The sequence below is a fragment of the Actinopolyspora sabaoui genome, from assembly GCF_051225635.1.
Classification (GTDB): Bacteria; Actinomycetota; Actinomycetes; order Mycobacteriales; family Pseudonocardiaceae; genus Actinopolyspora.
The window spans coordinates 211465-225447 of the sequence record NZ_JBMIHH010000003.1; the positions used below are offsets into that span (position 1 = coordinate 211465).

Annotated in this window: 12 protein-coding genes and 2 riboswitches; of the genes, 5 read left to right on the forward strand and 7 right to left on the reverse strand. The window is 66.9% G+C overall.

The features are described from left to right. Positions 1–7: 7 nt before the first annotated feature. Positions 8–775 carry a 3-oxoacyl-ACP reductase FabG gene (fabG, locus tag ACOQFL_RS06075; RefSeq protein WP_435543099.1) on the reverse strand — a complete coding sequence of 256 codons (768 nt, stop codon included), beginning with the start codon at positions 773–775 and terminating at the stop codon, positions 8–10. An 11-nt stretch (positions 776–786) separates the two neighbouring features. Beyond that, positions 787–2436, reverse strand: coding sequence for an AMP-binding protein (locus tag ACOQFL_RS06080; protein WP_435543100.1), 1650 nt, complete (start codon positions 2434–2436; stop codon positions 787–789). A 174-nt stretch (positions 2437–2610) separates the two neighbouring features. Here ACOQFL_RS06080 and ACOQFL_RS06085 point away from each other — a divergent pair, with 174 nt between their 5' ends. The 4 genes from ACOQFL_RS06085 (at position 2611) to bioB (ending at position 7378) form a co-directional block, all read left to right on the forward strand. Beyond that, complete coding sequence (locus tag ACOQFL_RS06085; RefSeq protein WP_435543101.1) at positions 2611–3243, forward strand: TetR/AcrR family transcriptional regulator; 633 nt, start codon at positions 2611–2613, stop codon at positions 3241–3243. Positions 3244–3402: 159 nt separating this feature from the next. After that, positions 3403–3541: riboswitch (glycine riboswitch) on the forward strand. After that, a riboswitch (glycine riboswitch) is annotated at positions 3542–3638 on the forward strand. Between the two features lie 34 nt (positions 3639–3672). Continuing rightward, positions 3673–4776: a glycine cleavage system aminomethyltransferase GcvT gene (gcvT, locus tag ACOQFL_RS06090; protein WP_435543102.1), complete on the forward strand. Its 1104-nt coding sequence runs from the start codon at positions 3673–3675 to the stop codon at positions 4774–4776. A 50-nt stretch (positions 4777–4826) separates the two neighbouring features. Next, a complete protein-coding gene (gene glyA, locus ACOQFL_RS06095) occupies positions 4827–6107 on the forward strand; it encodes a serine hydroxymethyltransferase (protein WP_435543103.1) in 1281 nt (426 codons plus the stop codon). Between the two features lie 209 nt (positions 6108–6316). After that, positions 6317–7378, forward strand: coding sequence for a biotin synthase BioB (gene bioB, locus ACOQFL_RS06100; RefSeq protein WP_435543104.1), 1062 nt, complete (start codon positions 6317–6319; stop codon positions 7376–7378). A 132-nt stretch (positions 7379–7510) separates the two neighbouring features. Here the strand turns inward: bioB and ACOQFL_RS06105 are convergent, their stop codons facing one another. The 3 genes from ACOQFL_RS06105 to ACOQFL_RS06115 all read right to left on the reverse strand — a co-directional run bounded on the left by ACOQFL_RS06105 (position 7511) and on the right by ACOQFL_RS06115 (position 10721). Further along, positions 7511–8188, reverse strand: a complete 678-nt coding sequence (locus ACOQFL_RS06105) for a DedA family protein (protein WP_435543105.1) — start codon at positions 8186–8188, stop codon at positions 7511–7513. Between the two features lie 222 nt (positions 8189–8410). Then, positions 8411–10003, reverse strand: coding sequence for a D-alanyl-D-alanine carboxypeptidase/D-alanyl-D-alanine endopeptidase (gene dacB / locus ACOQFL_RS06110; RefSeq protein ID WP_435543106.1), 1593 nt, complete (start codon positions 10001–10003; stop codon positions 8411–8413). A 109-nt stretch (positions 10004–10112) separates the two neighbouring features. Further along, the gene (locus ACOQFL_RS06115) at positions 10113–10721 is read right to left on the reverse strand and encodes a LysE family translocator (RefSeq protein WP_435543107.1); all 609 of its coding nucleotides are present in this window, start codon (positions 10719–10721) and stop codon (positions 10113–10115) included. 100 nt (positions 10722–10821) lie between these two features. On the opposite strand from ACOQFL_RS06115, the gene ACOQFL_RS06120 reads away from it, so the two are divergent. Then, positions 10822–11322 (forward strand): Lrp/AsnC family transcriptional regulator, encoded by a 501-nt coding sequence (locus tag ACOQFL_RS06120; protein WP_092977519.1) that lies wholly within the window; start codon positions 10822–10824, stop codon positions 11320–11322. Between the two features lie 149 nt (positions 11323–11471). Here the strand turns inward: ACOQFL_RS06120 and tesB are convergent, their stop codons facing one another. Together tesB and pyk are read right to left on the reverse strand one after the other, a co-directional pair. Continuing rightward, on the reverse strand, positions 11472–12416 hold the full coding sequence (tesB, locus tag ACOQFL_RS06125) for an acyl-CoA thioesterase II (RefSeq protein WP_435543108.1): 945 nt from the start codon (positions 12414–12416) through the stop codon (positions 11472–11474). Between the two features lie 109 nt (positions 12417–12525). Further along, entirely contained in the window at positions 12526–13947 is a 1422-nt protein-coding gene (gene pyk, locus ACOQFL_RS06130; protein WP_435543109.1) for a pyruvate kinase, read from the reverse strand. Between the last annotated feature and the right edge of the window lie 36 nt (positions 13948–13983).

Below are 13983 nucleotides of genomic sequence, written 5' to 3' on the forward strand. Positions count from 1 at the left end.
ACCGGGGTCAGCCGAGCTTGCGACCGCCGTCGACATAGAGCGTCTGACCGGTTACGAACGAGGACTGTTCACTGGCCAGAAAGCTCACCGCGTTGGCGATGTCGGCGGGCTGACCGACGCGGCGTACCGGCGTCTCGGCGGCCGCTCCCTCCTGCAGCTGCTCAAAGGTCATTCCGAGCCGCTCGGCCGTGGACGCGGTCATTTCGGAGACGATGAAACCGGGCGCGATCGCGTTGACATTGATGCCGAACGGTCCCAGCTCGATCGCCAGGGTTCTGGTGAACCCCTGCACTCCCGCTTTCGCGGTGGAGTAGTTCGCCTGGCCGCGATTGCCGAGCGCGGACACGCTGGAAAGGTTCACGATCTTTCCCCAGCGCTGGGGCACCATCTGCTGCTGTGCGGCCTTGCTGCACAGGAAAGCACCACGCAGGTGAACCCCCATGACGGTGTCCCAGTCCTGCTCGGACATCTTGAACAGCATGTTGTCCTTGGTGACCCCGGCGTTGTTGACCAGCACACCGACGGTTCCCAACTGCTCCGAGATCCGGCCGAAGGCATTTTCCACCGAGTCCGAGTCGGTGACGTCGGCAGCCACGGCCAGTGCCGACCCACCCGCGTCGGTGATACGCCGCACGGTCTCGGCGCAGGTGGACTCGTCGAGGTCCACCACGGCGACGGCGGCTCCGTCGGAAGCGAGCTTCTCGGCGATACCGGCGCCGATCCCCCTTCCGGCTCCGGTCACGACAGCCACTCGTTCGTCCAGTTGTTGAGCCACGTTGCACTCCTTCAGTTTCGGCTCGCCTGTTGTTCGTCCCGAATGATCCGGTCCCGCAGCTCCCGTTTGAGCACCTTGTGGCTGGGCCCGAGCGGGAGCTCGTCGGTGAAGACCACTCGTCGCGGATACTTGTGCGCCGCCAGCCGGGCCGCGGCCCACTCGACCACCCGATCGCTAACCGACTGGTCGGTATCCCCTGCCGACAGTTTGGCATGCACCGCTACCGCGCAGACCTCTTCGCCACGGGTGGGGTCCGGCAGCCCGACGACCGCCACCTGTGCCAGCTCGGGATGCTCCAGCAGCAGCTCCTCGACCTCCCGCGGGTAGACGTTGTATCCGTTGCGAATGATCAGTTCCTTCTTGCGGTCGACGATGGACAGGAACCCGTCCTCGTCCCTGACCCCGATGTCGCCGGTACGGAACCAGCCGTCGACGAGCGCGGCACGAGTCGCCTCCGGATTCCCGAGGTAACCGGCGAACACGTTGTGCCCACGTACGACGACCTCGCCGCGGGTGCCGCGGGGCAACAGCTCGATCCGCTCGGAGTCCGGCTCGGCGATCTCGACCTCGACACCCCACAACGGATGCCCCACGGTGCCCGCCCGCGTTCCGATGGAGGGCTGGTTGACCGTTGCGGTCGGCGAGGTCTCGGAGAGGCCGTAGCCCTCCAGGATTCGAGCGCCGAACCGCTCGTTGAAACGCTCCAGCACCGAAACCGGCAGCGCGGCCCCACCGGAGACACACAGTCGTAGGCTTGGCAACCGCAGGTCCGGCGGGGCGGCTTCCAGCATCCGGCCGAACATCGTGGGTACTCCGTTGAACTGGGTAATTCCGTGCTCACGAATCAGTTCCAGCGCCTGTGCCGGATCGAAGGCGGGTTGCAGCACCAGGCAGGCACCGGCACGGAACGTGGTGTTCATCGAGACCGTCTGGCCGAAAACGTGGAACAACGGCAGGCATCCCAGCACCAGATCACTCGAATCGGTGTCGTTGGCGTCGAAAGCGTTGACCGTAGCGTTCATGACCATGTTCAGCTGGGTCAACACGGCACCCTTGGGTTTGCCGGTGGTCCCGCTGGTATAGAAGACGACCGCCTCGTCCTGCGGTGCGCGCGTCACGAAACCGGACAACGGCTCGGCCCCGGCAGCCAGCTCGGTCAGCGAGGGCTCGTCGTACTCCCCCTGGCGGGAGACCCACTGCCGGGAGTCGACTTCCCCCAGGGTCACCACGCTCGCACCGGTTCGTTCGGCACAGCCCCGGGCCAGTTCCAGTTGACTGCTGTGCCCCAGGATCATTTTCGCGCCCGAGTCCGAGACCAGATGGGCGGCTTCCGAAGCGACGAGCAACACCGGAACGGGCACCACGACCGCGCCGACCACCTGCACCGCGTAGTAGGCACGAACGAAGTCCACGACGTTCGGGGCAACCAGAGCGATCCGGTCCCCCGCGCTGACACCGAGCTCCCGCAGTGCGGCGGCGTGGCGACGCACCTGCTCCCAGAGCTCGCCGTAATCCACCCGCTCCGAGCCCTCCAGCACGGCCGGGGCTTCCGGAGTGCGGCGGGCGGGTTCCGCGAGCACCGAAGCGAGTGAGAGCGAGGCGGACGAACCCGTGGCCATCGGCTGCTCCCCTGTCACAGTGTCCGGATGATTCGTGGTCATCAGCGACCTCCTCAATAGCCAGGAGCCGCTACCGCGTGCGGCACGCAGCACTGCGGCCGACAGCTTAACTAACGACGTTAGTTTTATGAGACCCTAAAATCGACGACAACGTTTGACAAGACTCGAGAACAACGAAACCGGACTCGCCCCCGAACAGGTCCCGGAGGCCACTTCTTGCCCAGACCGAGCACGCCCCTGCTGTCGATGGAGCGCATCCGAGAGTCCGCACTCGAGATCATCGACACCGCCGGGCTGGAGGCACTCTCGATGCGACGCCTGGCGGAACGGCTGGGAGTGCGGGCGGCTTCGCTGTACAACTACGTCCCCAACAAGGACGAACTGCTGCACGATCTCGCCAACTCGATGATGGACCAGGTGGACGTCTCCGGCTTCGAGACGGACTGGGTCACGGGCGTGACCGTCTGGGCCCGCTCCTATCGCCGGGCGTTGGTGGAACACCCCAACCTGGTACCGTTCCTCGCCTCGGGCCCCGCTCGCCGGGAAGCGGCACTGCGCCGGGCCGACGCGGTGCACGGCGGGCTGGTCGAGGCCGGTTGGCCGCAGCGCTACGCGACCATGATCGGGGCTTCCGTGAAGTATCTCGTGGTGGGCAGCGCGATGGGATCGTTCGCGGGCGGGTTCGTCGACGACGCCGAGGTCTACGACGAGAGGTTCCCCAACCTCGGCAGAGCACATCTGCTGCGCAGTCACGCGACGGAGATCGACAACGCCAGTTTCGAGCTGGCACTACACGCCTTCACGGAAGGGCTGCGCAAACGCTACACGGATCTCGACGAGATCCACTGAGTGCCGCACCCGGTCGAGTTCCCGTAAACGCGAACACCACTCGGCGGCCCTGGCGCGCGCCACACGCGCGGGGGAAACCCGGCCATGCTCGGCTGCGCTGCTGTTGACTCGACAGCCGGGGCTACGTAGCGTTCACGCTACAATCGAAGAGTGCGCCCATGACGTCATGCGGGAGAGACTCCGCACTCGGCTCGCGGCATCGCTGCCCGGCCACGGCAATGGCCCCAACGTGCGCGCGGAGCGCCGAAGGAGCAACACTCCCCGACAAACTCTCAGGCCCGATCACCGCATGGCACCAGGCGATTCAGGAGGAAAGCAGGGGTTACGTGCCCCTCGCCCACGGTGCAAGCCGCACAGCGCGGTGAAACTCTCAGGCCAATGACTCCGGGGAGACGCCGAGCAGGCGCCGACCTATCAGGAGTTCCCATCATGTCACCGTCCCGCAAGACACCACTGCACGAGATTCACCAGCAGCTTGGGGCCACCTTCACCGAGTTCGCGGGCTGGGAGATGCCGCTGCGCTACTCGGGTGACATCAACGAGCACAACGCGGTACGCGGCACGGCGGGCCTGTTCGATCTCACGCACATGGGCGAGCTTCGTATCAGCGGCCCCCAGGCCGCCGAGGCGCTGGACTACGCGCTGGTGGCCAACGCTTCGGCGATCACGGTCGGGCGTGCGCGCTACACGATGATCTGCGACGAGGCGGGCGGCGTACTGGACGATCTGATCGTCTACCGCACCGGCGAACAGGAGTTCCTCGTGGTCGCCAATGCCGCGAACACCGCCGTGGTCTCCGCCGAGCTGGCCGAGCGGGTACGCGGTTTCGACACCGAGTACGCCGACCTGTCCGACGAGTATGCCTTGATCGCGGTTCAGGGCCCGGTGGCCAAGGACATCCTGGCACCGTTGACCGAGATCGACCTGACAGCGGTCAAGTACTTCGCGGGGTACCCCGGCAGGGTAGCCAATTGTGATGTTCTACTCGCCCGCACCGGCTATACCGGCGAAGACGGTTTCGAGCTGTTCACATCCGTCAACGACGCCGCTACGGTTTGGCAGGCGCTCAGCGAGGCGGGCGCCCCGCACGGGATACAGCCCGCCGGCTTGGCATGCCGGGACACACTACGGTTGGAGGCCGGTATGCCGTTGCACGGTCACGAGCTCTCCACCGCGGTGACCCCGTTCGACGCCAATCTGGGCAGGGTGGTCCGGCTGGACAAGTCGGGAGATTTCGTGGGACGCGCCGCGCTCGCCGACGCAGCGGAGCGGACAGCGGAGCGCACACTGGTGGGGCTGCGCGGAACGGGCCGCCGCGCCCCACGCCACGGTTACCGGGTACTGGACGGTGACGGCGTCGACATCGGCGTCGTGACCAGCGGTGCGCCGTCGCCCACGCTGGGACACCCGATCGCGATGGCCTATGTGGACCACGCCTACGCGAAGACGGGAACCGAGTTACAAGTGGACATTCGCGGCAAGGCAGTCGCTGTGGAGGTCGTTGACCCGCCCTTCTACAGCCGGAACCGCTGAACGCGCCCGACCCGCTCCACCGAGAATCAGGAACACGGAGGTAAGTGATCATGCCGTCAGGCGATCTGTTCAACGAGAGGCTCGCATCGGTCGACCCCGAGGTGGCCAACGCGGTCGACGCGGAACTGCACCGGCAACAGAACACGCTGGAGATGATCGCCTCGGAGAACTTCGCACCCCAGTCGGTGTTGGAGGCTCAGGGGTCGGTACTGACCAACAAGTACGCCGAGGGCTACCCGGGCAAGCGCTATTACGGCGGCTGCGAGCACGTCGACGTCGTCGAGCGACTCGCCATCGACCGGGTCAAGCAGCTGTTCGGGGCCTCCTACGCCAACGTGCAGCCGCACTCCGGCGCGCAGGCCAACTCGGCGGCGATGTTCGCGCTGCTCAAGCCCGGTGACACGATCCTCGGCCTGGATTTGGCCAACGGTGGTCACCTCACTCACGGGATGCGGCTGAACTTCTCCGGCAAGCTCTACAACGTGGTGCCGTACCGGGTCCGCGAGGACGACCACCTGGTCGACATGGACGAGGTCGCCCGACTCGCCCGGGAGAACAAGCCGCAGGTGATCATCGCGGGCTGGTCCGCCTACCCGCGGCAGCTGGACTTCAAGCGGTTCCGCGAGATCGCCGACGAGGTCGGTGCCTACCTCATGGTGGACATGGCCCACTTCGCCGGTCTGGTCGCTGCCGGGCTTCACCCCAACCCGGTACCGCACGCCCACGTGGTGACCACCACCACCCACAAGACGTTGGGTGGGCCGCGTGCCGGTGTGATCCTGTCCTCCGACGAGGACCTGGGCAAGAAGTTCAATTCGGCGGTGTTCCCCGGCCAGCAGGGCGGCCCGCTGGAACACGTGATCGCGGGCAAGGCCGTCGCGTTCAAGCTGGCCGCCGGTGAGGAGTTCGCCGACCGGCAGCGCCGCACACTGGAGGGCGCCCGGATCATCGCCGACCGACTGCAGGCCGAGGACGCCAAGGCGGCGGGGGTGCAGATCGTCTCCGGTGGCACGGATGTGCACCTGGTCCTGGTGGACCTGCGCGACTCCGAGCTGGACGGCCAGCAGGCCGAGGACCGGATGCACGAGATCGGTATCACGGTCAACCGCAACGCGGTACCCAACGACCCGCGCCCCCCGATGGTCACCTCGGGACTGCGCATCGGCACCTCGGCACTGGCCACCCGCGGTTTCGCCGCCGAGGACTTCACCGAGATCGCCGAGATCATCGCCACCGCGCTGCACTCCGACTTCGACGAGTCGGTGAGCAAGAAGCTGCGCGGCCGCGTGGAGGCTCTGGCGGCCAAGCACCCGCTGTACCCGAACCTGTGACGTATCGGGTGGGTCCGTGAGGACAGCCCCGCTCGCAACGGCGGCGTCCGTGCGCGGACCACGTGTCACGACCGTGCCGCACTCCGGAGATGTTCCGGAGTGCGGCACTTTTCTCGGCACCAGCGGCTACATCCGAACAATTCGGCGGGAGCGATGTTGTAGGTTTCACGATCTTGTCGCGACTCGCCCGGTCGACGAGTGTCGAGGGCATGACGATCACACTGGATGAGCTGGTCACGAAGGCGCTGCGACGCGAGGCGCCGAGTCGCACGGCGGCCGAACGGCTGCTGACCGAGGAGTTCGACGTGCTCGACGTGGTCGCGGCCGCGGGACGGGTACGTCGACACTTCTTCGGTAACAGGGTCAAACTCAACACCATCATCAACATGAAGAGCGGGTTGTGCCCGGAGGACTGCACCTACTGCTCGCAGCGCCTGGGATCGAACTCGGAAATTCTCAAGTACTCGTGGGTGAAGGCGGCGGAGGCGACGACCGCGGCGAACGAGGCCGCCGAAGCCGGGGCGAAACGCATCTGTCTGGTCGCCAGTGGCCGCGGCCCCGGGCAACGTGACATCGACCGCATCGCCGAGACGATCGGGGCGATCAAGCAGCAGCGGCCCGACGTGGAGATATGCGCCTGCCTCGGGCTGCTGGCGGCGGGCCAGGCCGAGCAGCTGCGAACGGCCGGTGCTCACGCCTACAGCCACAACCTCAACACCAACGAACAGCGCTACGCCGAGATCTGCTCCACCCACACCTTCGAGAACCGGGTGGAAACGGTGCGCAACGCCACCGGTGCCGGACTCTCCCCCTGTTCCGGGGCGATATTCGGAATGGGCGAGTCGGACGAGGACGTGGTGAGCCTGGCCTTCGAACTACGGGAGCTCGACCCGGACTCGGTACCGATCAACTTCCTGATCCCGATGGAGGGGACACCGATGGCGGGTGAGTGGCGGCTGACACCACAGCGGTGTCTGCGCATCCTGGCGCTGTACCGGTTCTTCTTCCCCGACGTGGAGGTCCGGCTCGCCGGAGGACGGGAGATCCATCTGCGCAACGTGGAGGCCATGGCGCTGCAGCTGGCGAACTCGATCTTTCTCGGCGATTACCTGACCAGCGAGGGCAGAACCGGCGACCAGGACCGGCAACTGATCGCCGACGCGGGATTCGTGATCGAGGGGGCGGGGGAACGCACTCTGCCGCAGCAACGCGAGGACCTGGTCAACATCCGCAGGCGCGGTGTCGGCACCGACGTCGCGAGCAACGTCTGATCGGGATCACTCGTCCGAGGTGTCGGGAGCCACTCGGTGGAGGCCGCCACCTCGGACGCACCTGCGGTGGAGGGACGTGCGAAGGACAACCGAGTGCCGTGCTTACCGAGGGTGGAGAGCCGGACGAACCGCTCACGCGGCTCGGTCCAGGTCGTCCAGCCCGGAAAAGTCGTCGGTGGCCCCGGTCCCGGCACCGGTTTTCCGCGCCTTGCGTCGCCGCCAGAGCCAGGTGCCCGCTCCGGACAGCACCAGCACTCCCACCACCGCCCAACCGGCTCCGCCGAGGATGTGTTCGACGTACTTGGCCGAGGCACCCGCCAGCCAGCCGATGGCGACGTGCAACGTGGACCACGCTCCGGCGCCCACCAGCGAAGCGGGCAGGAATCTGCCGTAGCCCAGACCGGAGGAACCCGCCGCCGCGGGAGTGAGCGTACGCACCACGGGCAGGAACCTCGACACGAACACCGCGCCCACGCCGTAGCGCCGCAGCAGCGTCCCAGCACGGTCCCAGTGCCGCTGCCCCAGCTTGCGCACCGCGGCGGTCTCCCGTAGCCGCCAACCGTAGCGACGTCCGAACAGGAAACCGATGTTGTCGCCGAGCGCGGCGAACAGCGCCACGGACCCCGACAGGGTCAGGAAGAACCCGAAGTCCGTCACGGCGGCCGAGGCGATCAGCAGCCCGCTCTCCCCCGGCACCACGAACCCGATGCCCAGTGTGCACTCACCCAGTACCAGCGCTCCGACCACCACGACCAGCAGCGGGCGAGGTAACCCGGCGATCGCGGTCAGCAGTTCACTGACGACAGACACACACACTCCTAGAGCCGGGTAACATCGATCACGCTACCGTGTGATGCCGATTACATGAATCCGGAATCACCCCGAAACACGCCCGGTTTCGCCCCGAGGATCCCAGGAACGGGTTCGGACGGCAGCGGAGTCGCGCGGCAGCGGGAGCACGGTCACGACCGGTCAGGAGAGCGCCCGCTACGGGGCGCCCGGCCCGAAACGTGACTTTCCCGCACGTTACCTTCAACAGCTCTTGCTCCAGGAGCACTCGAACATCGCCTCGTCGGGACGCGTGGCCGGGATGTCGACGACCGAACTCGAGGGGCCCTCCCGTTCACCGTGACCCGGTACGGGCTCCGGGGAATCCGCGCCGTGCCGGGCGAGCCGAACCGCCACGGCGTCCTGCAGGCCACGAGGCGGTGCCGACAGGAACCCGTTGAACACCACGGAGAACACCAACGGCCGCTCGGTACGGGTACGCACGTAGCCGGACAGCGCGGTGACCCCCGTCATCGAACCGGTCTTGGCCGAGACGTTGCCCTCGGCCGCGGTACCCCGCATCCGGCCACCGAGAGTCCCCCCGGTCATCCGGTCCGGCGCACCGGCAAGCGGTAGTGCTCGCTTCCAGGCCTCGAACCACGGTCGGTCGCGGACGGCGTCGAGCAACTCGGTCAGCTGCGCGGGCGAGACCGCGTTCAGCGTGGACAACCCCGAGCCGTCCGCCAACCGGTAGTTCGCGGGATCGATGCCCAGCTCGTCCAGCCTGCTCCGGAGCACCTCGAGGCCTGCCCGCCAGCTCCCCTCACCTCGTAGGACCCTGCCCATGGTCTTGACCAGTGTCTCGGCGTGACCGTTGTTGCTGAGTTTGAGGAAGGGCACCAGCAACCGCCGTAGCGGCATCGAACGGTGTTCGGCCATCACCCGAGCCCGATCCGGTGTTTCATCCTCACCGGAGCCCTGAAAGGTGACACCACGTTCGCGGAGGGCGTGCCGGAAGACGTCCAGCGCGTACGTGGTGGGATCAGCCACAGTGCTCAGGGCTCGCCCGGTGCCGGATCCCGCCGATATTCCGCCGCTGACGATCACACGGTCGGTGCCGTGCGCGCGGCGGACGGAAAACCCTCCCGTGGCGTCCGCGGCGAGCGTACGGGCTCGGTTCACTATCTCGACCGCTTCGGTGGCCGGCCGGGTACTCACCCGCACCGGCTCTCCCGGCCGGGTAGGTCGCAGCCGAACCAGCACGGTACCCGCGTCGTAATCACTGTTCGGCGCGACGGTCAGTGCCGAGATCGGGGCAGCGTAGTAGTAGGGTTCGTCGACAGCCATCCAACCGTTGGCAAGAGCGCGGTCGTCGAAGTAGGAGTCGTCGGCCAGCACATCCCCCCGAACGACCCGAACACCGGATTCGGCGACCCGGTCGGCGAGGGCACGGTAGTCCCCGGCCGACATCGTCGGATCACCACCACCGCGCAGGTAGAGATCACCGGAGAGCACCCCCGCCTGCTGTTCTCCGGTGGCCAGCACCCTGGTGTCGAACCGGAAGTCGGGACCGAGCGCCTCGAGTGCCGCGGCCGCGGTGAACAGCTTGGCGTTGGAAGCGGGAATCAGCCGTCGGTCCGGTGACCGCCGGTAGAGGATCCGGTCGGTCACCGGATCGCGCACCACCACTCCGACCGAAGCACCGGCCAACCGAGGATCCGAGAGAATCTGATCCAGATCCGCACGCAGTTCCTCCTCAGATCGAGGGGGTCTCTCGTGCCGCACCACGGGATCCGCGGCCCCCGGCACGGCGAAAAGCATCACGAAACCGGTCAACAACGCCAGGACACGCCGCACCGCCACTCCTCCGGGCCGCTCGCACTCGTCACCACTGGTCGGGACGAATGATGATCCCGATCAACCAAGCACGTGTCGACACCGTGGTCAACGCGGGCGTGTCGCGGGCTCACGCCAGCGCTATCGAACTCGCCATCACCAGCAGCGCACCTCCACAGCACCGCTCGAAGACGCGTTTGCGCCTGGGGACGGCCAGGAAGGCCGACAACCAGCCCACCGAGGGGACGACGAGGAGCCACCAGGCCGCGAACGAGGCGACGGCGACGGCACTGAGCAGCAACGCCTGTTTCATGGGGTCACCGGCGGGAGCCATCGCCTGCGGCAGCAGCGTGAGAAAGGTGAGCAGCACCTTCGGGTTGAGCACATCGACCAGCAATCCACGCAGGAAGACGGCGCGTCCCGAGGTCGGAGCCGCCTCATCCCCCGCCACGGCCGTGGAGCCGGCTCGCCGCAGAATTCGAACGCTCATCAGCACCAGATAGCCGATACCGAGCACCTTGATCACGAACAACGCCGCGGGGAACGCGATCACCAGGGCCGAGAGGCCGACGGTGGCCGCGGTGGCGTGAATCAGCAACCCACAGGTCACTCCCGCCGCGGCCAGCCATCCCCAGCGGGCCCCGGTCGCGGCGCTACGCGTCACCATCACGAAGTCGGGCCCCGGAACCAGAATGATCACCAGCAGGGCGAGCAGGAACGACCCCCAAGCGATGTGCACTGCGAACTCCTCGCACTCGAACCGACAATTCTTCGAAAGCTGGGGCTATAGTGGGTTAATCGTTCGAGTTCGATCCAGCTACGGCACAGAAAGTTCGGTTATGACGAGTTCAGCGGAACTGGATTCGGTGGATTGGCGAATCCTGGAGGAGTTGCAGAACGACGCGACCCTGGCCAATAGGACGTTGGCCGAACGGATCGGCCTCGCCGCCTCGAGCTGCCTGCAGCGAGTACGCAGGCTTCGGGAACAGGGCGTGATCACCGGGTCGCACATCGACGTGGATCCGGCGGCCACCGGGCTCACGCTGGAGGCGGTGGTCTCGATCAACGTGCGTCCACACACCCGGGCGGTGGTCGAGTCCTTCCGCGAGTTCGTGATGGCCCAGCCCGAGACACGGTCACTGCTGCACGTGAGTGGGCAGGCCGACTTCCTGCTGCACCTCGCGGTGACCGACAGCGCTCACCTGCAGAGTTTCCTGGTGGACAAGCTCTCGGCACGTACCGAGGTACGCCACTTCACCACCTCGGTGGTGCTGGAGCAGGTGCACACCCGCGCGTTGACACCGCCACGACCACCGCGGCCCGCGCGGCGCCGCGGCTGAACGGCGCGTGAAAGCAGGGCACGGGCGGTCGGAAGCACGGTGGGGACGGAAGGAACGGCTCGTGGCGTGCCTCCGAGGCACCCGCCGCCGCCACGCGGGCGGGCACGGGTGAGTACCGGAACCGGGCACGGAATTCGTGCCCGGTCCGCTCAGTCACCGACGCGCAACAGACCTTCCTGCACCACCGTGGCCAGCAGTGAGCCCTCCCGCGAGAAGAAATTCCCGGTGGCCAGCCCCCGTGCTCCCGAGGCGCTGGGAGAGCTGCAGTCGTAGAGGAACCACTCGTCGGCACGGAACCGCCGGTGGAACCACATCGCGTGGTCGAGACTGGCGCCGTGGACCTCGTCCACCCCCCAGTAGACGCCGTGTCTGGCCAGCACCGAGTCCAGCAGGGTCAGGTCGGAGGCATACGCGAGCAGGCAGACGTGCAGCAGGTCGTCGTCGGGAAGGCTGCCGTCGGCCCGCATCCACACCCTGCTGCGCGCGTCCCTGGGGCCGTCCTGCCTGCTCAACCACGGCGGTTCGGTCACGTGCCGCATGTCGATGGGCCGGGGCAGATTCGCCATGCCGCCCACTTCACCGGCCAGCAGGCCGAGACGCTCACCGTAGGTGGGCAGCTCCTCCGGGGAGGGGACCTCCGGCATGGGTTCCGCGTGATCCATCCCCCGTTCCTCGACCTGGAACGAAGCGGACAACGAGAAGATAGTCTTGCCGTGCTGTACCGCGATGACGCGGCGGGTGGTGAACGAGCGACCGTCCCGGGTGCGATCCACTTCGTAGACGATCGGGACACTCGGATCTCCCGGCCGCAGGAAATAGGCGTGCAGCGAATGGACCCGGCGCTCGGAGGGCACGGTTCTACCCGCGGCGACGAGGGCCTGTCCCGCTACCTGGCCCCCGAACACGCGGACCGGGGACTCCGCCGGGCTGACGCCACGAAAGATGTTCTCCTCGATCGGCTCGAGGTCGAGCAATGCCACCAGTCGATCCAGCACCGGCTGTCCGTGTGGCATACCACTGGCATCCACCGGAACGGACGACTGACTGCCGGTCCCCGCCGGATCGGCGGCAGCGGCTCGTGCCGCTCGGGTCACTTCGGACTCCTCGTGTCGGTGTTGGCACACGCCGCTCCTCCCCCCGCAGCGGAGTGCCGGAGCACGGCGATTCGTACCGTGGATCCGGTTCCGCCGCGACCGGGAAAACTCAGACGTGATCCTCCTCGCCGAGACGGTGTACCCGGATCAGGTTGGTCGATCCGACGGTTCCGGGCGGGGATCCCGCGACGATGACGACCATGTCGCCACTGTCGGAACGTCCGATCGACAACATCGCCTGATCCACCTGGCGCACCATCTGGTCAGTGGTATCCACACTAGGCACCAGGAAGGTCTCCGTCCCCCAAGTGAGAGCGAGCTGACTACGCACGGACTCCTCGGGGGTGAACGCGAACAGCGGCAACCTGGTGTGCAACCGCGCCAGCCGACGAACGGTGTCACCGGACTGGGTGAAGGCAACCAGTGCCTTGGCGCTGAGTCGTTCGCCGATGTCCCTGGCGGCGTAGGAGATCACACCACGTTTGGTCCGCGGCACGTGGCTCAGCTCCGGCGGCTCTGAGGAACCGGCTTCCACGGCCTCGACGATGCGGGCCATGGTTTCGACCGTCTCCACGGGATACTCCCCGACGCTGGTCTCACCGGAAAGCATGACGGCATCGGTACCGTCCAGCACGGCGTTGGCGACGTCCGAGGCCTCGGCCCTGGTCGGGCGGGGATTGCCGATCATGGAGTCGAGCATCTGGGTCGCCACGATGACCGGTTTGGCGTTCTCCCTGGCGATGCCGATCGCCCGCTTCTGCACCAACGGCACGTGTTCCAGCGGCAGCTCGACACCGAGATCCCCCCTGGCGACCATGACGCCGTCGAAGGCGAGCACGATGGCCTCGAGGTTGTCCACCGCCTCGGGTTTCTCCAGCTTGGCGATCACCGGCACACGGTGCCCGACCCGGTCCATGACCTGATGAACGATGTCGATGTCGGCGGGAGTACGCACGAACGAGAGCGCGATGAAATCCACGCCCATCCGCATCGCGAACTCCAGGTCCTCGACGTCCTTGTCGGACATGGCGGGAACCGAGACGTCCATCCCCGGCAGCGAAAGCCCCTTGTGATCGGAAACGGGGCCGCCCTCGACGACCTCGCAGACCACGTCGGTTTCCTCGACCGCCGTGACCGTCAACCCGACCTTCCCGTCGTCCACCAGGATCTGGTCGCCGACCTTCGCGTCTCCGATCAACCCCTCGTAAGTGGTGGAGACCCGGTCGTGGTTACCGACCACATCGTCCACAGTGATCCGGACGACCTCGCCGGTGCGCCACTCGACCTCACCCTCGGCGAAGGTTCCCAGTCGGATCTTCGGCCCCTGCAGGTCACCCAGGATCCCCACGGCACGTCCGGATTCGGCCGTCTCGGCCCGCACCATGTCGTAAACCCGACGGTGATCGTCGTGGCTACCGTGGCTGAAGTTCAGCCGAGCGACATTCATGCCGGCGCTGACGAGCTCGGCCACCTTCTCCGGACTGGCGGTGGCCGGCCCCATAGTACAAACGATTTTGGCTCGTCGACTCACGGTGCAACAGCCTAGTCCGTCGAGTCCCGCGCGCAG